Origin of the sequence: Pantoea trifolii, assembly GCF_024506435.1 — a bacterium.
In the GTDB taxonomy this organism is placed as follows: Bacteria; Pseudomonadota; Gammaproteobacteria; order Enterobacterales; family Enterobacteriaceae; genus Pantoea; species Pantoea trifolii.
In genome coordinates, this window is sequence record NZ_JANIET010000001.1 from 2,480,936 (window position 1) to 2,503,594 (window position 22,659).

The 22,659-nt window shown below is 53.1% G+C and carries 20 protein-coding genes; all 20 read right to left on the minus strand.

Features of this window, described 5'->3' with window-relative positions; all coding sequences use genetic code 11:
• Positions 1–453 precede the first annotated feature (453 nt).
• Complete coding sequence (locus tag NQH49_RS11550) at positions 454–1,551, minus strand: Tli4 family immunity protein (protein WP_256696711.1); 1,098 nt, start codon at positions 1,549–1,551, stop codon at positions 454–456.
• Complete coding sequence (locus NQH49_RS11555) at positions 1,548–3,155, minus strand: Tle4 family T6SS lipase effector (RefSeq protein ID WP_256696712.1); 1,608 nt, start codon at positions 3,153–3,155, stop codon at positions 1,548–1,550. Before NQH49_RS11555 ends, NQH49_RS11550 begins: the two co-directional genes overlap by 4 nt.
• A gap of 2 nt (positions 3,156–3,157) precedes the next feature.
• Positions 3,158–5,674 carry a type VI secretion system Vgr family protein gene (locus tag NQH49_RS11560; protein WP_256696713.1) on the minus strand — a complete coding sequence of 839 codons (2,517 nt, stop codon included), beginning with the start codon at positions 5,672–5,674 and terminating at the stop codon, positions 3,158–3,160.
• Positions 5,675–5,833: 159 nt separating this feature from the next.
• The gene (locus tag NQH49_RS11565) at positions 5,834–6,286 is read right to left on the minus strand and encodes a putative T6SS immunity periplasmic lipoprotein (RefSeq protein ID WP_331482575.1); all 453 of its coding nucleotides are present in this window, start codon (positions 6,284–6,286) and stop codon (positions 5,834–5,836) included.
• Between the two features lie 90 nt (positions 6,287–6,376).
• Positions 6,377–6,826, minus strand: coding sequence for a putative T6SS immunity periplasmic lipoprotein (locus tag NQH49_RS11570; protein ID WP_256696715.1), 450 nt, complete (start codon positions 6,824–6,826; stop codon positions 6,377–6,379).
• Between the two features lie 52 nt (positions 6,827–6,878).
• Positions 6,879–7,316, minus strand: a complete 438-nt coding sequence (locus NQH49_RS11575; protein ID WP_256696716.1) for a putative T6SS immunity periplasmic lipoprotein — start codon at positions 7,314–7,316, stop codon at positions 6,879–6,881.
• Complete coding sequence (locus NQH49_RS11580) at positions 7,310–7,867, minus strand: type IV secretion protein Rhs (protein ID WP_256696717.1); 558 nt, start codon at positions 7,865–7,867, stop codon at positions 7,310–7,312. Before NQH49_RS11580 ends, NQH49_RS11575 begins: the two co-directional genes overlap by 7 nt.
• Positions 7,868–7,952: 85 nt before the next feature.
• A complete protein-coding gene (gene yiaA, locus NQH49_RS11585) occupies positions 7,953–8,390 on the minus strand; it encodes an inner membrane protein YiaA (protein WP_256696718.1) in 438 nt (145 codons plus the stop codon).
• A 32-nt stretch (positions 8,391–8,422) separates the two neighbouring features.
• Positions 8,423–11,023, minus strand: a complete 2,601-nt coding sequence (gene tssH / locus NQH49_RS11590) for a type VI secretion system ATPase TssH (protein WP_256696719.1) — start codon at positions 11,021–11,023, stop codon at positions 8,423–8,425.
• Between the two features lie 332 nt (positions 11,024–11,355).
• A complete protein-coding gene (hcp, locus tag NQH49_RS11595; RefSeq protein ID WP_064741351.1) occupies positions 11,356–11,847 on the minus strand; it encodes a type VI secretion system effector Hcp in 492 nt (163 codons plus the stop codon).
• A gap of 3 nt (positions 11,848–11,850) precedes the next feature.
• A complete protein-coding gene (locus NQH49_RS11600) occupies positions 11,851–13,374 on the minus strand; it encodes an OmpA family protein (protein ID WP_256698425.1) in 1,524 nt (507 codons plus the stop codon).
• Between the two features lie 134 nt (positions 13,375–13,508).
• Complete coding sequence (gene tssL / locus NQH49_RS11605) at positions 13,509–14,162, minus strand: type VI secretion system protein TssL, short form (protein WP_256696720.1); 654 nt, start codon at positions 14,160–14,162, stop codon at positions 13,509–13,511.
• Positions 14,159–15,496 (minus strand): type VI secretion system baseplate subunit TssK, encoded by a 1,338-nt coding sequence (tssK, locus tag NQH49_RS11610; protein WP_256696721.1) that lies wholly within the window; start codon positions 15,494–15,496, stop codon positions 14,159–14,161. Before tssK ends, tssL begins: the two co-directional genes overlap by 4 nt.
• A gap of 15 nt (positions 15,497–15,511) precedes the next feature.
• The gene (gene tssC / locus NQH49_RS11615) at positions 15,512–17,059 is read right to left on the minus strand and encodes a type VI secretion system contractile sheath large subunit (RefSeq protein ID WP_256696722.1); all 1,548 of its coding nucleotides are present in this window, start codon (positions 17,057–17,059) and stop codon (positions 15,512–15,514) included.
• 29 nt (positions 17,060–17,088) lie between these two features.
• Positions 17,089–17,586 carry a type VI secretion system contractile sheath small subunit gene (tssB, locus tag NQH49_RS11620; RefSeq protein ID WP_154157404.1) on the minus strand — a complete coding sequence of 166 codons (498 nt, stop codon included), beginning with the start codon at positions 17,584–17,586 and terminating at the stop codon, positions 17,089–17,091.
• 412 nt (positions 17,587–17,998) lie between these two features.
• Positions 17,999–18,787, minus strand: coding sequence for a phosphate starvation-inducible protein PhoH (gene phoH / locus NQH49_RS11625; protein ID WP_008105319.1), 789 nt, complete (start codon positions 18,785–18,787; stop codon positions 17,999–18,001).
• A gap of 72 nt (positions 18,788–18,859) precedes the next feature.
• Positions 18,860–19,063 (minus strand): hypothetical protein, encoded by a 204-nt coding sequence (locus NQH49_RS11630; RefSeq protein ID WP_061718478.1) that lies wholly within the window; start codon positions 19,061–19,063, stop codon positions 18,860–18,862.
• Positions 19,064–19,360: 297 nt separating this feature from the next.
• Complete coding sequence (efeB, locus tag NQH49_RS11635; RefSeq protein ID WP_256696723.1) at positions 19,361–20,638, minus strand: iron uptake transporter deferrochelatase/peroxidase subunit; 1,278 nt, start codon at positions 20,636–20,638, stop codon at positions 19,361–19,363.
• 2 nt (positions 20,639–20,640) lie between these two features.
• Positions 20,641–21,759 (minus strand): iron uptake system protein EfeO, encoded by a 1,119-nt coding sequence (gene efeO, locus NQH49_RS11640; protein WP_256696724.1) that lies wholly within the window; start codon positions 21,757–21,759, stop codon positions 20,641–20,643.
• 54 nt (positions 21,760–21,813) lie between these two features.
• Positions 21,814–22,647 (minus strand): iron uptake transporter permease EfeU, encoded by an 834-nt coding sequence (gene efeU, locus NQH49_RS11645; RefSeq protein ID WP_256696725.1) that lies wholly within the window; start codon positions 22,645–22,647, stop codon positions 21,814–21,816.
• Positions 22,648–22,659 lie beyond the last annotated feature (12 nt).

Sequence of the window (22,659 nt, forward strand, 5' to 3'; positions counted from 1 at the left end):
TAACCACATACCCTCCATTGAGTAGACAGGACAAAAAACTTATCAAACTAAACTTTTGACACTTAGTCTTATTAGCAACTGCAAAAACCAATGATCAAATACAAAAAAAGAAGCGAAAAGCATTGATATAAAATAGGTTAAGAAGGATTTTAAACCATTCGCTAAATCAGGCCATGAACCGTGACAAGTCAACGATGAATTAATATATTGAGAAATGAAAACCACTACCACACCTACAAAAAAAGACAATAATGGAAATAGCTCCGTCCAATTATATTTCTTATGATATGACATCTGATAATCACTCTCTTACTTATGACTACTTGCATGACGCTACTGATGTGTTAAAAAACTGCCCTTTTCACTGATGTACTAAACTGGCATTAAAGAAAATGTCAGTACAGTACACATTTATTTCAAAAGAAATGAAGTATTTTAACTGGTTGAGGATGCCTAATTTTTAAAAGCATTCGGACGTATACGAATAGTTTCGGTTATTTTTTGCCAAATTGTCACCGCTTCAACTTGTGTTAGCCTGCCCTCTCCCTCCAGTCCCTGCTGCAGAAAAGTCAGTGATAACATGGGAGTTAAAGGTGACGCTGTTTTTTCATTAATGTTGATTGCAAAGCGCAGAGCTTTTTCGCCATAGGTATCACTTAGCAATCCCTCTGCTAGCCACTGCTCGGCATATAATCCATTCAGATCGCGGCGGCCATTAGCTATGGTATAGCCTTCGGCTTTTTTGATGTTTCGTTCCATCATTTCACTTCTTTCCAACAATGAATCCTCAGAGGCGCTGTAATTATCGCTGTCAAAATCGAAGTCCAACGCAGGATACTCGGATGCTTTATAAACAAAGCCGTATCTTTCCTTTTGATTTTCATTGACATCTTTAATGAATAGCTCTGGCAAGCAGAATCCAGGCTCTACAGGAATTTCATCACTCTGCTTACCAGTAACTCTTTTTAAAAGATCAGTTAATTCAATTATTTTATTTGGGACTGTATTCCCGTAAATTTCTGGAATATCTTTTCGATCCTCATCATAGCGTGAGGATGTTCCATTCCTTGCCTTCATTGTTATTTCAACTGCAACGCCATTAGTATAGATATGGGCTTCAAGAATACGAGAGGAGTCAAGGATTTGATAAGACTCATTTCGTTCAAATATTACCCCATGCATGCCATCAGGCAATGGATATACACCCTTCAGATAGGGCATATCAAGTGTTCTCATTGTCTTTGTGGCTGCTAACTCTGCTTCTCTGAGTTTGATTTTTTGCTCAAATGCTGGACGATAAATACGCTTATATTTAACAGGTGATTTATTAACATAAGCAATTGAACTATCTGACGGAGAAATAAATTTTTCAGGCATGTCAATTAGAAAACGACCAATGCATCGAGTGGTCATTCCTTTTAAAAAATGCGTCACGTTTTTATGCTCCTCACTAGACAAATTTACTCTTGGTGGCAACCAGTTGTAGCCATACCAGCCAACCGAACCGATGGAAAAAAGTAACAGCGCGATAGTTTTTTTTTTGATTTTCATTTGTCCCTCAACGCTGTGTGTTGTATTAGCTGCACGATTTTCACCAGCACCTTAAGAGTGAACTGCTGAGCCTGCCTATTTTGAAAGGCGGGTTCATGTTCAACCGGAACCTGAAACCGACACTGCAAATATTGTTCAGCAATACGCCCAGACCTTTCTGGAACAGTCCCGTCCCCCGCCTCTTCAGCAGGTAGCAATTTATAAGTTTGATTTATACCCTTCGCCCATCCGCTGCCAGATAGAGGAGCAGAAATGGTTCTCTTATCAAACATTTCAGTTTTGTCAAGTGCACGTCCTGCGAGCCCATCACGCTGACGGTTACGATTAAGCCACGAATCAGCACGCGGTGTATTAGCCCTCCAGCAGACATTACCATAAGCTGGATATGCCATATCCGCGCTGTAGAAAGCCCAACTTTTAGGATGGTATTTTCCTGTTAGCTCTTCAATAAATGGCTTCACTTGTTCTTTTATTATTTCAGCGAATATTTTCCAGTCATTGTCACGCTCTGTTTGATTAGTACTCTTATCCGGATTGATAAACTGGTCTTCACACAACCCCCACCACTTATTTCTTTGCAGATAAATTTCGCTATAAGGATCTGTTTCCGGTAATGAAGAAATATTTTTTTCATCCATAATCTTCAGCCAGCGCTGCCCATAGGCTTTTCCCGGTAGAAGTTGCAGAGGACCGGGAGATTGAGAGAGTACTGAAGTCATTGCTTCGGCATTTCCTCCCAATACCTTTGCAGCAACCCAGCCGATGGTGTCGCCCGTACCGTTTTCCGAGCCGGCCTTCATTCTGCGGTAAGTAGCAGCTGCCCCTAATGCAGGCATAACTCCATGTATCACACCCAATACCTTATCTGCCCCACTGAGGTTCTGAGTGTAATGCCGGGCAACTAATCCGCCCATCGAATGGGTAATTAGAATCACTTTTTCGCACTGCCGTCCTTTATGAAGGTAAAACTGTATTTGTTCATCAATATATTTACTCAACGCGGTTGCTGAATCAGCGTTTGATTGCAGCCAGTTATATCCCATGGCAAAGACAGGAAAAAGATAGTTGTACGTTAAATCTACTTCCTCCTTACTCAAGGAAATATCACCAGTTTCAGTTTTCAAAACAGTTGTAAGTAAAGCAACTCTTTCACCATTCTGATAATTATCAAAATCATTAAGAGTATTTTGTAGCCAATCAAGAAAAGTGGCATAGCTGGTGTAACCTACAGTCCCCCAACCGCGTTGTCGTCGGGTTTTAAGTAGATAGGGTTCTTTTTTATCAACTAGATTTCCACCATCATCCACATCTGTCATATTTGGATCCAATAGTTCTTTCCTGGTAACGGAGTTTGCACTAAACCAATCACCTACAATTTGTTTTTTACTATCCAGTCGCCAGACACTTCCTTTTCTACCATTAGTACTTTTTAAATTGCTCCCCATCACTCCCGGAATAAAAATTACAGGAATAACTCTATCGGGATAGACAACACACTGTTGAACAATATTTTTTTCTTTAGGAGTACTATAGAGTTGATAACAAGCATTGCCATTTTCATCAAAAGCAGGCTGAATTTTTGATGCCGTTTGTCCCTCAGACATAATTAACGTTCCTTATTCAAATTTAACTTAGCGCTAGCAATGTCTGGGAAGTTCTGTGGCGTTACATTTCCTGCACCGTCAGAAGTGGCGATGTTTTTGCCAAGGCCGCTATTTATATTTCCCTGAACACTTTTTACAGCTTCTTCCGTTCCTGCCCGAATCAGTTGAGAATTGACTTCATAGTTTCCCTGTTGCCAGGTATTAAACATTTCACTGGCGCTCTGACCACCAAATTTTTGCCATACTGCCGCCCGCTGAATAATTTTATCCGGCGCACCACTTTCAACCTCACCATTACCGATACGCAGATAAGCACCACCACTACCAACCAACAAAATATCCTGCTCTGCACGTATAACAATCTTCCCCTGGCTGCTGCTTACATTTACATCTTTAAGCGCATCCAAAGTCATCTCATCATCTTGAGCTTGAAGCTCAACTTTGCCTTTAGCCGCGAATATTTTTATGCCCAGCTTTTGAGCAAATAGGCTTACTGCTTCTCCAGCCGCCACGGTGAATTTTTCCATCACGCTCAGATCGGTATTCTTTCCCCCGGTCAGCATTAGATTTTCCCCAGCTGACAACTGAATACTTTTCGGTGTACTGGCAGCAATCCCTGCGGGAGCCGATAACAGCAAGGCAGCCTGTTTCAATTCCTCAATACTGTCCTTCAACAACATCTTCTGTGTTTGCAAATCAGCTAATTCAGCTTTCGCCGTTTCCGCCGCTCCACGCAGGGATTCCGTCAACAACTGCGCCTGGTGTAGTTGGCTAATTGCAGCCTGCATTTCCAACATCATTCCACTGGCCGAAGACTGGCAATCCGCCGTGATAAATATGCCGCTACCACCGCGTATTGAAACATGCTTATCACTACGTAGTTCCGCACCTTCCCCACGCAGTGTTCTTGAAGCATCAACGTTATGCCCCAGATTCAGCTGAGTTTTGCCGCCATATTCGGTACTGAGTTTGATGTGCTCTTCGCCGCGCTTATCTTCCATGCGCAGCTTATTCAGCCCAGCGGTGCGAATGACGTTGCGGGTGCTGTTTTTCTCTGTAACGTGATCGACGTGTCGCGAGTCATGCAGCGCATGAGCAATGTAGGGCTGGTCAGGATCCCCTTCACGGAAGGCAATCGCCACCTCCGTTCCCTGAATCAGCGGGAAGTGGAAACCATACATATCACCGCCATAAGGTTTGGCGAGGCGCACCGGCATGCTTTCCTGACCGCGATCTTTGCTCTCTTCATCTGCATCAAACACCACGCGGTACAAACCGGAGGCATCCTGCCAGGCGTAGATATCATTGTCTTTTGCGCTGGTGACACGCGCTGTCATGGTGCCGCTGACTTTTGGCCGTGGTAACAACCTTGGACGCCAGCACAGCGTTTCGCTGTAAGGCACACCGTTGAGGTTAATCTGTAACGCCGACTTACGGCTGGCACTGAGGTGGATGCGGGTGACGACGACCGGACTCTGAAGCTGTTCCGGCAGCGTTGGCAAAACACCATCAATAATGGTCAGCACCTTGCCTGGAGCCAGCGATGCGTCATTGCTGATGCCAGTAATCAGCGTCTGGCCGCACAAAAAACGTTCGTGATCGAGGCGCGCGTAATAGTTCGCAGTCTCCGGCGCGGGCACATATTTATCGCCGCTGTCAGGATGACGCGGACGGTAATGATAAACCTGCCCGTAGTTGATCTCATCACCATCGCCGCGCGACATATCCGCCTGAACCGAACGTAAAATACGTTGCGCCTCGCGATGGTTGTAATCTTTCGCGACCACCCCTGCTTCGACCACTTTGTGGATGATATTCAGTCCCCAGATCGATTCCTGTCCGTTATCTTCCAGGCCGGAAGGGCTGTTAAGTGGCAACGGCTTACCCTGAATAAGCGCAGACTGAGCATCACCAAACCGAACAACTTCAGTCTGGGTGTCTGGCTGGAGCGTGAACATGTAAAAGATGCCGACTTCCGACAGCAAGCGGCGAATAAACTGAAGGTCACTTTCCTGGTACTGATTTATCTGCTCACGCCTGGGATATTCATGCTTCAGGCTGAATTCATATTCCCAGCCCTGAAAACCGTGTTCATCCAGTATCTGGCTTACTACTTCCGGAACCGATTTATTCACAAAGAAACGGTGGGAGCGATATTGCTTATCCAGCAATGCAAGGCGTGGCTCAATAACTATTAGATAAGTCACCTGATCGGCCGAACCCGTCAGACGGTGAAAATCGGTGATGTAACCATGCACCATTTTTTGCCCCGACAGCCCCATCAACTCGCCCGTACCCATGGTCAGCGTCGCTGGTTTACGCAGCATCTGCGCGGCCGTGATGTCTTTATCCGGGCTGGTGAACAGCACATCGTAGCGGTAGTTCTCGCTCAGCGCTTCTGCGCCGTTGAAGTTCTCGACGTCAATACTGGACGAGCACGAAGGGATAGAAAGTTGGTAGCGGTTCAACGTCCCGTTTATTAACGAGGATGCACCTTGCAGTAAATCAGTCATGTTCATGTCATTCACTCCTTGATGACAGCCGGCCACAACGTCTCTGTCACTGGTGGGGACGTTGAAGACTTTCTCTAGGCTTTGTTAGCGTTTTTTTGACAGCGGCTGGATAGATTGTCGTGGATGCTATTACGAGACCGCATTTCACGAATAGTTAACTTTGATTTAGAAATTATTCCCGAGGTAATGCGTAATTTCATTTTCCTGCAGTGGGATGTTTTTAACCTGCTGCCCATTAATTTGGATGGCATTTGAAAACACCCTCGAATTTTGATGCTTTTTAATCGGCTTCAAACTGAATCTCACGACATATTCTCCATCACTAAACCTGTCAATTACTGACTTGCAAAGACAGATAAACCGCCCGTCCTTTAAGTTAGTATTATTGGACATTAAAGATTGTCTATCATCTTCATGCCCCCTTCTGAATATACTCATGGATTTTAGCGTGTAGTCGCTGGCTCCTTGCACTTCAAAGCATGCTGCATTTTCTCTTTGAGTGATATTCGCCGTTTCTGAAAACGTCACCTTATCGCCAAGGCAGCTAGTGAGAAAGACGGAACTCATTATCAGAGTGAAGGAAAACCCTGTTTTATAAAACAGATGACATTTCATCATGATTATCTTAGCGTCATATTTAGTATTTGCCTTACCATTAAAACACTTATCTTGGTGGTTATTTTAGGCGCCAGCTACACACCGATTAAATTATTGATAGCTTCGCGCCATTTCAATATTATGTAACTGAAAGCTACCCACGTTTCCATTAACCACTTTAACAGCAACGACAAAGCTTCTAATCGAATCAAAACCCCCGCCGTTTTTAAGAATAAATTTAACTATATATTCTTTTCCTTCAACAGGCGAAAACTCATCCGGGGAAAGACATAGCATGCCATTTGAGATTTCAACGTCCCTGACAATCCTGTTTTTTTGCTCTGTTCGCGGAGTATATCTCAGATTAACTGACAGATAAGTTGGGATATATCCTTCTGCATTTTTTATGGGAAAGCAAACATCATTTCCTTTATGTACTGCTTTCGTTGTTTCATCGCACCATCCTCTGTCCCCCGAGCCCGGACATCCGCTAAGAAATACAGAACTTATGATCAAAGTAGAAATGACTATATTTCTATTATAAAAACCACGAGCAATCATTTTAACTCACTGAGCGATAAAATTCTTAATCCTTAGATAACTCAAAAACAGATCATTCAGAAATAAAAGAGGGAAGATAATCGGAGTTATATAACTTTAAATTTAAAACCCTCCCATCTATAACCATTATGGATGCGACTTTTCTAAAGGCAGGGAGTTTCGTTGAGGTTGAAAGCAAAGTGTAATGAATGGTATATGCAGTATTTTCTACCATAGGCCACTGTGATGATGAAAGACAACGCTTAGTATTCACTGCTAACAACTCACTTCCCGCGTACGTTTTCCTTAATCCTGAACCATCCTTGTTTTTTATAGAAATGATGCTCAAATAATACGAATCATTTTGGGGAGTGCTAATACAAAGCATATCCTTAACCAGAATAATATTTGCATCACGCTTAAACCCAACCTGTTCTTCTCCCAAAGTACATCCGATCAGAAATAAGCATGTGAGTAAGCTAATAAAATAGTTTTGTAAATGCTTCACCATGGAAACCCTCTAAGAGCTACTTTATGTGCTGCACTGGCTTCAGTCTCACTCATAGCCTTGATTAATTTAACGTAATTATACATTCTAAATTGATTCCAGCGGTCAAATCCCCATTCGGAGAGAATGTAGTTATCAGCAATAATCTGAGCTTGCTGTTCCATCGGGTATTCACTCAATAACCGACCATCAAGGTCATAGGTGTAATCAGCCATAAAACTGACCACTCCCCGGCAGATGACACACATGCCTCTTTCACGTTGCCAGACATGACTGAGTTCATGAATAAATACATGCATGTCAGCGATATCACTCTGTAATAGGTCAGAGAAATCAGCCCTGTATAGCGCGGTTCTGTAATATATTTCACCATTTGGTGTCATGGCGACGCGCTCATGCTGTAGGCCAAAAGGCAAATAACTGTCATGATGGATCCAGACCTTGCCGTAAGAGATCTTCTCGCCAAACACCTTTTTGGCAAGTTGTATTTCACCTGCGGTCATCAAGCGCAGGCTCCCCTCTTTAATAGCCGCTTTTCTAGCTTTATCTGTCATGCTTACTCACCCAAAATCATTACACCGCCCTCCTGGCGTCAACGTTCTCCCGCCACAGCGACGGCAGCGGGAGAGTTCGGAAATATCAGGCCTGAGGTTCGTGCGGCGTTTCATCAGCGCTGTCAGACACGCTGTGCATGCTGTCACGGGTGTTTTTCTGTACCGCTACAGCACCGAATAACGCCATGAAAAATGACACGCCGTAAAAGCCTTTTTCGCTCGGCATCAGCGTTGCATTCCACAGCCCAGCAACCAGCAACACCACGGCAATAGTGAAGGCCAGTAGGCAAACCATGTGATAAAGGTGTGTAGTCGGAATACCTTCCAAACGGTCGCGTACGGTTTTTTGCAGCGAAACCGCCGCGAACAGTCCGAGGATCAGCACCGCGAAGTAATAGCCTTTTTCATTCAGCTCCATCTCCGCGCGCCACAGGCCCGCCAGATAAACCAGCGTGCCGCCAAGCATGGCAATCCAGGAAATCGCGATAAAGGCAGGTGAAACGGGGATATTTTGAGTTTTCATACACACTCCTTGTTATTAAAAACGTCACGTGTTCAGAAGATAAAGCTCACTTCACCCTCTTCATTGGTATCCAGAGTCAGGCTGTTGCCTAAGGTGCCGCTGGCGCGGTGCTGCAAAATCATCTGGCTCAGCACCGGCAGAATCTGCTGATTGAGCAGGCTGTCGACGTTGCGCGCGCCGGTGTCCGGCAGCAGGCAGGCATTGGTGAGCATCTCGTGCAGACCTTCGCCAATGCTGGTGCGGATGCCGTAATGACGCTGCAGACGTTTGCTGACCTGGCTGAGCTTCATTTCCACGATGATGCGCATCGCGTCGCGCGCCAGCGGGCGGTAAATCACCGTCTGGAAGCGCGCCATCAGCGCGGGCTGGAAGTGGTCGCGCAGGATCGGGCGCAGGCACTCCTGCAGTTCGGATTCGCTCGCGTCCGTGGTTTCGTCCAGCAGCTGCATCAGCGCGTCGCTGCCGAGATTCGAGGTCATCAGGATCACGGTGTTACGGAAGTCGATTTCGCGCCCTTCGCCGTCGCGCATAAATCCACGGTCAAACACCTGATAAAACAGGTTAATCACGTCGCGGTGCGCCTTTTCCATCTCGTCGAGCAGCACCACGCTGTACGGGCGCTTGCGCACCGCTTCGGTGAGGATGCCGCCCTGGCCGTAGCCGATGTAGCCCGGCGGCGAGCCTTTGAGCTGGGAAACGGTGTGCGCTTCCTGATATTCGCTGAGGTTGATGGTAATCCGCGACTTATCGCCGCCGTACAGCAAATCCGCCAGCGCCAGCGCGGTTTCGGTTTTGCCGGTGCCGCTGGTGCCGACCAGCAGGAACACACCCTGCGGGCCGTTTTCTGAGGTGAGTCCGGTTTTCGAGGCGCGCAGGCGCTGGGCGATGGCGTTAAGCGCCGCGTCCTGCCCGACCACGCGGGTGGCGAGCTGGTTTTCCAGCGTCAGAAGTTCGGCCTGCTCGTCCTTCATCAGCGACGACAGCGGCACGCCGGTCCAGTCGGCAATCACGCCCGCCACGATGCGCGCGTCCACGTCGGCGGTGAGCAGAGGCTCGCCGGGCTGCAGCGCGTCGAGGTCAGTCTGGAGCTGTGCGATGGCGCTGCGCTGGCTGGCATCTTTGCGATCTTCCAGCATCTGTTGCATCAGCGACTGCACGATGCCGTAGCGCTGCTCCAGCGCCTCCAGCTCTTCATCGGTTACCGCAATCAGGCCGGCGATTTCGGCCAGTCGTTCCTGCGAGATAGCGCCACCTAGCGCCTCATCATCAAGGATGGCGCGCTGCTCAATGTTCAACGCGTCCAGCTTCGCTCTTAAACGGGTAATCGCTTCCGGCGTGGTGTCCTGGCTCATGCGCACGCGCGCGGCGGCGGTGTCGAGCAGGTCAACCGCCTTGTCCGGCAACTGGCGGCCGGTAAGGTAGCGGCGCGACAGCGTGACGGCGGCGCGCACCGCCGCGTCGGTGATGTGCACGCCGTGATGCTCCGCGTAGCGTGATTTCAGGCCGCGCAGCATCAGGCACGCGGTGTCGTCGTCCGGCTCGTCGACCTTCACCATCTGGAAGCGGCGCTCCAGCGCGGCGTCTTTCTCAAAATACTGTTTGTATTCGCTCCACGTGGTCGCCGCGATGGTGCGCAGTTCGCCGCGCGCCAGCGCCGGCTTCAGCAGGTTGGCCGCATCCGCGCCGCCCGCTACGTTGCCCGCGCCGATGATAGTGTGCGCCTCGTCGATAAACAGCAGCACCGGATGCGGCGCGTTCTGCACCTCGGTGATGATGTTCTTCAGGCGCTGCTCGAACTCGCCCTTCACGCCCGCGCCCGCCTGCAGCATACCGAGGTCGAGCGTGCGCACGCTCACCGGCTTGAGGCTGTCCGGCACGTTGCCTTCGGCGATACGCAGCGCCAGCCCTTCGACCAGCGCGGTTTTGCCGACGCCCGGCTCGCCGACCAGAATCGGGTTGTTCTTGCGGCGGCGCGACAGGATATCGACCATCTGGCGGATTTCGTTGTCGCGGCCAAACACCGGGTCGATTTTTCCGCTACGCGCGTCACTGGTGACGTCGCGGGTGAAACGAGTTAGAGCTTCGGTTGATGCAGCTTTGGCTTCGCCTGCGGGAGCTTTCTCGATAGTGCTGATCGGCATCTCCGGCGGCTCCGCTTCCGCACGCTCGTCGGACTGTGCTTCGAGCATCGGCTGTAAACGCCCCAACTGGCTCATGCGCAAACTCAGCAGCGGCCACAGACCTTCGCACTGCGCAAGTTTTGGCTGCTCAGACAGCGCCATAAGCAGGTGGATACTGCGAATTTGCGGGGAATTATCAGATGCTGACGCCATCAGCCACGCCTGTTTTAACAGCGCTTCTAATGAAGAGGAAAGCTGCGGACGTACTCGCACTGCGCGCGGCTGGCGGTCGAGAAACGCCAGCAAATCCTGCCAGATAGCATCCATATCCCACTCGTAGCGGCGCGCAATTACGGTGATATCGCACTCGCCCTGCTCCAGTAGCTTGAGCAGCCAGTGTTCCGGCTGGATTTCAGCGTGGGCACGGGTCTGGCACAGCGACGCGGCGGCTTCCAGCGCCTGCGCGCAGAACGGGTTGAGGCGACGCAGTAAAGCGGCTGACTGACTGTCCATAGCAAAATCTCCTGATTGTGGGCACGCTACCGCCCGTCGCCGTATACCGAAGCGCATAAGGCAGGTAGGTTGAAAGGTGGAAAATGACTTGTGATTTCACCCAACGAGGATGGAATCACTAGGCATCTGCCGTGGTGTGTTTTCGGTCACCATAAATGGCGACCCTACGAAAAGCGTGCCGGACTGAAAGAACAGCCCGGCTGGCGATTACGCTAAATATTTCGTGTCGCAGGAAGGCGGCAAGCGAGTGCAGCCCCGGGAGCTTACATAAGTAAGTGACCGGGGTGCGCGAGCGCAGCCAACGCACCTGCGGCGCGAAATATGACGCGTAATCAGGCTGTGGCGCGTTCGTTCCAGGAATCGGAATGAATGATGTTGCCGTCTTTATATGTCCAGGTGATTTTTTCGTAGCGCAGCTCGATCTGCTCCAGATGGTTGTGTTTCTCTTTCGACGGGTCCTTAACGTCGTGCATCACCGGATTGACCTTCACCACCTTCACGTTCTCCAGTTTGGTGTTGAAGTACTCCACTTCCTGGCCGGCGTCGCTGATGCGATACCACTTGAACTCGGCAGACTTCAGCGTCTGGCCGGTGGTGACCGCCTTGTAAAGGTACGGGCTGGACGAGTCGATTTCCTTGGTGAACAGGAACGGCGTGTGAATACGCGTGCCGGTCAGCTTGCCGGTGTTGTTGTCGGTCGGGATGTACAGGTTATGTTGCTGTGCCACCACTTCGATGCTGCCTTCACGGTCCTGCACGTCCACCGATCCCTTGATGTCCGCACCGCCGTCGTCCTTCAGCCACAGATAAACCGGAATTGCCATGTGTTACTCCTTTTCTTCATGATTGCCGTCACCATCCTGTGATGACGGAGGGATTGCGTCCGGCGCCTTGCAGGCATCGGCCTGCGGCACCAAACTGATTTCTACCCGCCGGTTGGCCGCGCGGCCTTCCGGCGTGTCGTTGCTCATAATCGGGCGGCTCTGACCGAAGCCCTGCACCGCGAAGCAGCTTTCGTCTACGTCGCCGGTGTCGCGCATCCAGTCGCGCACGGATTCGGCGCGCTTCAGCGAGAGGCGCTGGTTCAGCGCCGGATTGCCGCTATCGTCGGTATAACCCGCAACCACAATCAGCCAGCCCGGCTTCGCCTTGATGCCGACCAGCGCGTTGACCAGCACTTTGGTGGAGCCGGTTTTCAGGTCAGATTTACCGGAGTCAAAAAGCGACAGGCTGTCGAGGCGCACGGTCTTCGGCCCTTCAACAATCTGCTGGATAACCGGCGGCGGAGGCGGCGGAGGCGCCCAGCTGTTGATGGCGGCGTCGACCGGCGCGAACAGGCGCATGCCCTGATACAGTCCCAGGCCAAGGCGAAGCGGTTCACCGCCGCGCTGCCAGCCATCAAGCAGTGTGCGATCGGCGATTAACTGCGCGCGCGCGTGAACCTTCGGCTCTGCCGGTTCACCAGACAGGTGTGCCCACAGCGTCAGGTGGTCACCAATAGTGCGGATCAGCCGCTGGTTGTTGAGGAACGACGCCAGCAGCGCCAGCGCCAGAAACACCGCCACAATCATGCCCGCCGCGCGCGCCAGCCGCAGGCATCGGCTGACGCCCTGCCTGCGCGGCAAGCCAGCCAGCAGCGCATCCGGCAATGGCAGCGCGACATCGGTGCCTGCGGGTGCATAAGGCAGCGTGGTCAGCCCAGTAAGATGCTGCTCCCACAGGTTGTCCGCCAGCGCCGTTACCGGCGTCAGGCAAATCCCGGCGCGGCATGGCTTCATCTGCGTCAGTGGCGTAAGGTGCTTTTCCTGCCACATCAGCAGACTGTCCAGCCACTGCATTTGCACCAGGCGCGACGGCTGCTCCCGGAACCATTCAGTCAGCGGCATCGTATCGTTGCCGGCGATGCACGCCTGCAGCGCCCCCTGGCCCGGCGTGATGCTGAACCATTCTGCTTCGTGGTTCGGGTGTGATACCCAGCATGCAGTCCACAGCGGTGGCGCGCACTTCAGCACGCGACGGCACTGCAGCAGCGCACGCTGCCAGCCGTGAAAGTGGGAAGTAAAGTCTTCAGCAGACGTGTGCTGCTCCGGCACCACTGTCAGCAACAGCGAGACCTGTGGCAGCAGAGCCGGACGCTGAGTGGTGATGTAGTCGGCCATCGCAGTCAACTGTTCTGGCGCATCAACCGGCAGATACCAGCCCTGCACGGTTTCACGCGGCTGATTGCCGGAGAACAGCGATGCACTGTCGCCACACACCAGCACTACCGCACCGCGAAAATCTTCAGGCGGCAGACGATCATCGGCCACAGCGATTTCCACATAACGCTGGCGTGCCTGCCGCCATAGCATCAGCCCGGCGACCAGCAACACCAGCAGGCACAGCGCCGCCGCAGTAATGCCCGAAAGCGGCCAGAAGCCGAGGATCAGCCACAATGTAAGCAACGCGGCCAGCACGATCAGGGCGAAGTTGCCGATCCCGCTTCTCACTTGTTCATCCCCGCAATGCCGGACACCATCTGAGCCAGCCAGCCGTCGAGGACGAACCACAGGCCGCCAAGCAGCACGGCGACGACCACCCAGCTCATCCAGTAAAAACGGCGACCTGTGCGCATGCCTGCCGGACGCACCACCAGCGGCGCATCCTGCGCCAGGGCAAACGGTGGCACACGCGTCGCCAACTCGCGCACCACGTCCTCGCGGCGTTCATCATCCTGCTCGCGGTAATGACCAACAAAACCCAGTTGTAACGTGCGATACAGACAGGTCAGCACCGTCTCGTCCGCAGCGGGTTCGCGCAGCAATTCGCGAATACGTTCCCACAACGCCTCGCCACCGTTAAGCGAGTTAAAGAAACGCACCTGCAGCGGGTCACGGCTCCAGCGCAGCCAGCCGTCATCCTGCTGACCGCGGTTCAGCACCGCTTCGTCCAGCAACACACAAAAGGCGTACAGCATGTGGTCGCGATTGGCTTCGCTAAAACCCGCCTCCGTCAGCGCCTGGCGGGCATCGTTCACCCAGCCGGTAGCGCGACGATAGATCGCATCGCCATTGTCAATCTGCTGACCGCAGCGTAGCTGGCTGACCATTAGCCAGCCGGCAAAGAAAAGGCGCTCGGTCAGCGCGTTATTGCTGTTCATGAGCGCAGTACCGCATAGAGTTCAAGTTTCAATTCGCCCAGCGATTCCGGGGTGTAGAAGGTGCAGCCACCGGAATCGAGCATGGCGCGCGCTGCCGCTGTTGACAGGTCTAGCGCAAAGTACTGATTTTCCAGACGCAGCGGGATGGCGGCAGGCACATGCGGCAGCGGGCGGATGGTCATGCCGCTGAGCGCGATGTTGACCACCTCCGACACGTCGTCATGGCTGCCTGCTTTACACAGCAGCGGGAAGCGGCTCTGCAGCTCGTGGTTTGGCAGCGTGGAGCGCACCGACAGATAAAAATCTGCCCCTTCGCGCAGCCGCGCGTCGTGGAATCGCCCCTTCCACAGCACGCCTTCACGGCTTAGGTCGATGGAGATGACGCGCGATGGCAGGCTGGCTTCCAGCAAAGAATCCAGCAGCGAAAACAGCGGCGGAAACACCTGCTCCGGCGCGTCGTGCCGATAAGCCGGGATATTTCCGGCATCGTGTTCGAGAGAGAAAGTCAGCAGGCCGCCAGCCAGGCGCGCCAGCTCGCGGTACAGCAGTTCCGGATGACGGGTTGGTGACTGGAACAACTCCAGCAGCACCGGCTCGGCGCTGTTCAATGCGTTGAGCAGCCAGAACAGCGAGACGTCGGCGACAGCAAAATCGGCCATGCGCTCGTTGCTCTCGCGCCGCAGCGCCATCAGTCGCTGACGGCGGGCACTCAGACGATGTAGCAGGTCACCCAGCGCTGTCAGCACCGCCGGACTGGCCGACAGCGACAACATTGGTGGAATAAATGACGCATCGCGTGTCCACTGTCCCTGCGCGTTACGCACAAGGCGCGCCACCGGACAGGTGAGATACGCGCCGTTTTCCTGATTCGCAAGACGCAGACGCAGAGCAAAACGCTGCACGGCAATGCCGGTGCGCTCCTGCCCCGCCAGCTCCTGCACCTCTTCACGACCGGCCACCCAGCGGCGCGGACGTTCGCTGTCGCTGCCGTCGTCGAGATTACCGCCATTAGCGCTCAGCAACGGCAAAGCCAGCACCACTTCAACCTGTTCCTGGCCGGCTGCAACGGACAGGTCGCAGGCCGGTGGCAGGTTGTCGGAGAGCGCGGTGTCCGTCAGCGTTCCGTCGGGAAAGCGCACCGTCAGGCGGGTGGCGTTGAGACGTGACAGCGCCAGCGCGCCATCGTCAAATTCCGCATGGACCACGCCCCACGGATGCGCCAGGCCCATACGCGCCACTGTGTCGGCGACGTGAGCGTCCCACAGCGACTGCTGCTGAAACTGCTGCGGCGTCAGAAACGCCCCGTCTTCCCATAACGGTCGGTAGATTTTCATCGCGCCTCCTGCGCCTTAAGCCTTGGCCTTCGGCATCTGAGATACCAGCGACAGGTTCACGTCCATGCCTTCCACCTGGAAGTGCGGGATGGCGAACAGCTTGACGCGGAAGAAGCCCGGGTTGTCCTCGATATCTTCCACCAGCACTTTCGCATCGCGCAGCGGGTGCGAGGATTGCAGCTCGTCGCCTGGATCGGTCATCTCGGTTACCAGCGTGCGCACCCAGGTGTTGAGCTCCAGCTCCAGCAGGCGACGATCTTTGGTGGTGCCGATGTTTTCACGCTGAATCAGCTTCAGGTAGTGCGCGATGCGCGACAGCAGGAAGATGTACGGCAGGCGCGCGTTGATGCGGCTGTTGGCCGTCGCATCTGCGGTGTCGTACAGCGCCGGTTTCTGCGTTGAGTTAGCCGAGAAGAAGCAGGCGTAATCGCGGTTCTTGTAGTACGAAAGCGGGATGAAGCCGAGGTTAGCGAACTCAAACTCGCGGGTTTCCGGGATCATCACTTCAGACGGGATTTTCACCTGATTGCCGGTGCCCAAATCGTACAGGTGGATCGGCAGATCCTGCACCGCACCACCGGCCTGCGGGCCGCGGATTTGCACACACCAGCCGTTGCTGATAAAGCTCTGCACCATATTGGCAGCGAAGGCGAACGAGGCGTTGGTCCACAGGTATTTATCATGGTCCGGGCCTTTCACCTCTTCGATGTAGTTGAAGCTGCGCACCGGCACGGTATCCGGGCCATACGGCAAACGACCGAGCACACGCGGCATGGTCAGGCCGATGTAGCGTGAGTCATCGGTGTCACGGAATGACTTCCACTTGATGTATTCGGCGCGGTCAAAGTAGTTGCCGATGTCTTTAATCGCCGCCACTTCTTCCATTGAGTCCTTGAGGAAAAACTGTGGGCCGACCGAACCGATAAACGGCATGTGTGCAGAAGCAGCCACTTTCGACAGGTTGCGCAGCAGCGCCACGTCCTGCGCCGAGGCATCAAATTCGTAAGCTGAAATCACCGCGCCAATCGGCTCGCCGCCCGGCGTGTCGTATTCGGCAACATAGGTTTGCAGATAGAGGCCGCTCTGAATGATTTCCGGCGAGTCTTCAAAGTCCTGACGCAGGTCGTCTTTCGACACGTCGAGCACTTCGATTTTCACGTTCTGGCGGAAGTCGGTTTTATCCACCAGCGACTTCAGGCCGCGCCATGCGGATTCCACTTTTTGGAACTCGTCGTGATGCATTACAGCATCCAGCTGGCGGCTGATCTGGCGATCCAGCTCGGCGATGTGATGATCCAGCAGGTTTTTATCCAGCTTTTCCACTTTCGCGCCGCTGATTTTCAGACGCGTCAGGAATACCTGCATCGCAGCGGTGACGCGCTCGTCGGCGGTGGCATCAGACATCGCCTGATTGTCCTGCCAGACGTTGAGATCACTCAGCTCTGACACCGGGTTGAGGTTGATTTTTTCAAACAGCGACGCGTAGACGCCGCCCGCAGCGGGGCGATCCAGCACGGTGGTTTCACCGGCGGTACGGCTTTCATTATGAACTGACATCAGCATTCTCTCTCTATAGTCCGTTACGGGGATGATCAGGCTTGATCGGTGGCTAACGCAGACAGCTCGCTGCGCAGTTCGTCGCTGAGTGCCGGGTCTTTCAGGATGGCTTCCAGCTCTTTGCGGAAGGTGACGTTATCCAGCAGGTTGGATTTGAGGTCGCGCAGCAGATTGCGCATCGCCAGCATGGCGCGCAGCTGAGGGATTTGGCGGGCAACCTGCTCCGGCTCGAAGTCTTTCATGTCGCGGAAGTTCAGCGCCACGTTCTCTTCGCTGCCGTCGCCGGCCAGGGTATTTGGCACGGCAAATGACACCGCAGGCGCGATATCGGCCAGCACGCTGTTGAAATTGTTTTTGTTAACGTTGATTTTTTCGCGTTCAGACAGCGGGCGGTCTTCCGCGCCGTTGCTGAAATCGCCGGTCACCAGCAGTTTGAGTGGCAGCTCGGTCTTCTTCGCCGCCCCACCTGTGTGCAGGTCGAGTTTTAGATTGATACGGGCTTTGGGGATTTCATTCTGGTAAGAGTTGCTCATGTTTACTCCTTGTAAAAATGGCGTGGAAAGCACGCGTAGGCACACTTTCCCTGTGTGTTACCGCGCGAATATATAGCTGGAGATTTTGGAAGGCAATAAAGCGAGGTGATCTTTGCGACCTGATTTATATAGGAAATTTCTTAATATTTGAGTTAAGGTATTGATGAGCACTGAAAAAACAGCCAGGAATATTCCCAAAATTATTTTTTAGGTTATCGGGATATTTTTTCACCTGACACTTTTTCAAGGATAAACAATAAAGCGATGTTAATCGTTGTCGTAACGTAAAATTTTGGAGGGCTGGGGCAGGCGATAATGTGAAAAAAACGCCCAATGGTATGCCGCCATCATCCCGCACATAAAAAACCCGGCTCACGCCGGGTTTTGCTTAGCTACATTCTCAATCAAACGGTTAACTGTAAGCGTGCAGCGTGCGTTGGCAAAGCGCTGAACGGACGCAATCCTCTTTGCCGAAACGCACCACACCAATCATTTCATCCTCTTCAAAGCGCGCTAACGCATCGGCGAGGCCAGATTTGGCATGGGACGGCAGGTCGCACTGGGTGATATCGCCGTTGACGATAACCGTCACGTTTTCCCCCAGGCGAGTCAGGAACATCTTCATCTGTGCGGCGGTGACGTTTTGTGCCTCATCAAGGATCACCACCGCATTTTCAAAGGTACGTCCACGCATGTAGGCGAAGGGCGCGATCTCTACCTTGGCAATTTCGGGCCGCAGGCAGTATTGCATAAAGGAAGCGCCGAGACGTTTAACCAGAACGTCGTATACCGGTCGGAAATAAGGCGCGAATTTCTCGGAAATGTCTCCGGGGAGGAAACCGAGATCTTCATCCGCCTGCAGAACCGGGCGCGTAACGATAATCCTTTCGATATCCTTATTGATCAGGGCCTCAGCCGCTTTGGCTGCGCTAATCCAGGTTTTTCCGCAGCCGGCTTCACCGGTGGCGAAAATAAGCTGTTTCGTTTCTATGGCATGGAGATAGTGTGCCTGAGCTTCATTTCTGGCTTCAATCGGCCCGCGGTCACGTGCATCACGTGCCATACCAATCGAATCCAACCCACCCATTTGCACCAGCGAAGTGACCGATTCTTCTTCACGCTGACGGTGACTGCGAGAGTCGCTACGAATAACGCGTCTTGCTTCACGACGTGCTTTGATCACTGCTTTCTGTCTTCCCATAGTGGCACCTTACAGTTGGTTTCATTTATCGCGGCGGATCACCCGCGGCGATGACTTGAACGCTTTAGAGGTTTAGTTGGCTTCCTTGTAAGCCGTGTCGAGCCAGTGAGAATGGTACGCATCAGCGCCGAGACGCAGGCGCGCACCGGTAAAGAAAATGAGATTGAACGAGAATGACGTTTGAAAAGTAGAGAGGTTATTTAGCAGGGAAGAAATGCCCCGCAGTGTACTGCGTGTGTTGAAACTATTTAACTGTCCCAGAGAGAGACGAATCATGCGCGAACTCCAGTGGCTTAGCCACACAACTGACAACGCTTATGAATAAAGTGCATCATATTTACGGTGGTTTGCAACATTAATTTTACGTCCCGATAAAGAAAAAAAGATAAGCGAAGCCTGAGGTCTTTTACCTTAAATTAAATTATGTAGATTTATCAGATGGATATTTTATTGGCGGGTGGTAGAACTTTTTAGGAACATTCGGAAGCGGCTGCATCCAGCGTAAAGTTTAAGGAATGTTCAACAAACGCGCCTGCGTATCGCTAGCCTACGCAGGCGCTGCTCATTTATTAATCAGGCCTGCAGTAAAGATTGCCCGAGATAATGGTTTTTATCCGCCACGCCCGGCAGCGCGAAAAAGTATCCGCCGCCAATCGGGCGAATATATTCTTCCAGCGCTTCGCCATTGAGGCGCTGCTGCACGGTAATAAAGCCTTTGGCTAAATCATGCTGGTAACAAACAAACAATAAACCCATATCCAGCTGACCCGATCCGGTAATACCGCTGGAATAGCTGTAACCGCGCCGCAGCATCAAGCTGCTATCGGTCTCCGGCGTACGTGGGTTGGCGAGACGAATATGGGCATCCAGCGCAATCAAATCACCATCGGGATCTTTGCTGTAATCCGGTACGTCATGCTCGTTTTTCATGCCGAGCGGCGCACCCGATAACTTCTCACGGCCAAAGATGGTTTGCTGCTCACCGAGCGGCGTGCGGTCCCACATTTCGACATGAAAACGGATGATGCGCACCGCCTGATAGCTGCCGCCACGCGTCCATGCCGGTTCCTGCTGCTCGTCGGTAACCCACAACAGCTGGTTCATCAACGCTGGATTATGCGTATCAGGATTGGCGGTGCCATCTTTGAATCCCAACAGGTTGATTGGCGTTTCTTTGCCGTTGCTGCGCGCCGCATGGTCGGCAATAAAGCCGTCGCGACGCCAGCGCACCGCCAGCAGATCCGGCGTACGTTTGATGATATCGCGCAGCGCGTGAATCACCGTGTCCTGCGTGTTGGCGCAAATCTGTAGCAGCAGGTCGCCGTGGCACTGTTCAGCATCCAGCGAATCGTTGGGAAAACGCGTCATGGTTTGCAGTTGCGCCGGCTTATGCTTGCTCAGACCGAAGCGCTCATCAAACAGCGAGGTGCCCACCGACAAGGTCATGGTGAGATTATCGGGCGCGATATCGGCACCGAGAATTCCCGAATCCATTGGCGGCAACTGCGGATTGGTGACTGCAGGCGCCGGTCCACCTTGCGTGAGAAACGCGAAGCGCTCGGTCAGTAAGCGTAACAGGCGTTCAAGCTCGGCTTTATCGCTGGCCAGCACGTCAAACGCCACCAGCATCATCGAGGCCTGCTGCGGCGTCACGATCCCGGCTTGATGATCGCCGTAAAAAGGTTGCGCCTGCTGGCGCGAATTGGGTGCAACCGTGCCGGGAGAGAAGCTGTCGGCGGCTGCCGTGTGGAACGGACAACCGCCGCCGAGGGCGGCCGCGCCGCCCAACATGCCTAATCCCTGCAATAATCGACGACGCGACGGCTGCGCCGCGTCATTTTTATCACTCATGATCAGTCGAGACCCAAGGTTCCACGCAGCAGAGAGAGATCTTCCGCCAGCGTGGTAATCGGGCCTTTCAGCGCGTTACGGTCAGCGGTGGTCAGTTTTTCGTACGACTCAAAGCCGTCTTTGGTGCGATATTTGCTGAGGATCCCGTCCACTTTCCTGAAGTTGGCATCCACTTTCGCCAGCAGCTGCGGATTGTTTTTCTGCAGCAGCGGACGCAGCAGATCAACAATTTTCTGCGCGCCATCAATGTTGGCCTGGAAGTCAGAAAGATCGGTACGGCTGTAACGGTCTTCTTCACCCGAGATTTTGCTGGAGGCCACTTCTTCAATCAGACCGGCCGCGCCGCCGACCACTTTCGCCGGTGGGAACGCCAGTTCGCTGATGCGGGTTTGCAGATCCAGCACATCCTGATTCAGCTTAGTGGCGAACTCTTCGGCACCTTTGGTGGTGTTATCGGCGAACAGGATTTTTTCCAGGCGATGGAAACCAGTAAATTTCGGGTCTTCGTTTTTCTTCTCGAAGTCATCTTCACGGGCATCAATGCTGCCATCGAGGTCAGAGAACAACTCCGCGATCGGTTCGATACGCTCGTAATGCACGCGCGTTGGCGCATACAAGGCTTTGGCTTTCTCGACGTCACCGGCTTTCACCGCATCGGTAAACGCCTGGGTGCCCGCCACCAGCGCTTTCACTTCGTTCATCACGTAGACTTTGTAGTCGGCGATAGGGCCAACCAGTTCCAGCACATCCGGTTTGCCGGATGCCGCTTTCTTCGCGTCACCGCTGACGACCAACTTGCCTTTCGGGTTGCTCAGCAGGCCGCAGGTCATGTCATATTCGCCCGCTTCCAGATTGGCGGTCAGTTTCTGGCTGAAGCCTGGCGCGATGTTTTCACGCTCTTCCACCACCATCACTCCTTTCAAAATCTCCCACTCCAGCGCTTTCTGGCTGTTGTTTTTGATGATGAACTGGGTTTTACCGGCCTGCACGTTGAGCGACATCGGCTCACATTGTTTGTCGGTCACAGTAACCGTGACTTGCGGGACGGCAGCAGCAGAAGCGGCACCGGAAAGCGCCAGCATAGCAACCAACAGCGCCTTACGGCGGAAGCGAATCGTCATAGTGATATCCCTGTTACATGGAAGAACAGGCGCGCAATCGCGCCTGATTTAATTTCAGCGAGTGGTACGCGCCGCGTTGATCGAAGGTCGCGCCGGGAAGAAGAACAGCAGTAGCGCTGGAATAATATAGATGAGCCACATCGCCACTTCGCTGACGCTTGGCGCTTCCTGATAGCCCAAAATCCCTTCCAGCAGCGTGCCGAATACCGAGTGCGTTGAGAGCGTGTTGCTCATATCAAACGCCACAGCCTGGAAGTGATTCCACAACCCAGCTTCATGGAAGGCGCGAATGGCACCGGCGGCCAATCCGGCAGCAACAAACAAAATGAACAAGCTGGTCCAGCGGAAAAAGTGCGCGAGGTTGAGGCGAATACCGCCGTAATAGAGCAAAAAGCCCAGCGCTACAGCGGTTGCCAGGCCGAGCACCGCGCCGAGCGGCGGCGCATACCCGACATCCTGAGTGAAGGCGGCCAGCAGGAAGAATACTGATTCCAGCCCTTCACGCGCCACCGCCAGAAACACCATCAGCACCAGCGGAAAGCCGCTGCTACCCTGCTTCTGCAGCGCCTGATCAACCGACTTTTCCAGCGTGGCTTTGATATTGCGCGAGACTTTGCGCATCCAGAACACCATCGAGGTCAGGATCACCACGGCAATCACCGCGACAATGCCTTCGAACAGCTCCTGCTGTTTTTGCGGGAACTCACCGGTGGTTTCATTGATGAAGATGCCCAACGCTAAGCAGAGTGCGGCAGCAATAAATACGCCAGCCCACATGGCGGGAAACCATTGGGTGCGCTGGGTACGTTTGAGATAGCTAGCAATCAGGCTGACGATGAGCGCTGCTTCCAGACCTTCGCGCAGCATGATGAGAAAGGGAACGAACATCACCAACCTCTT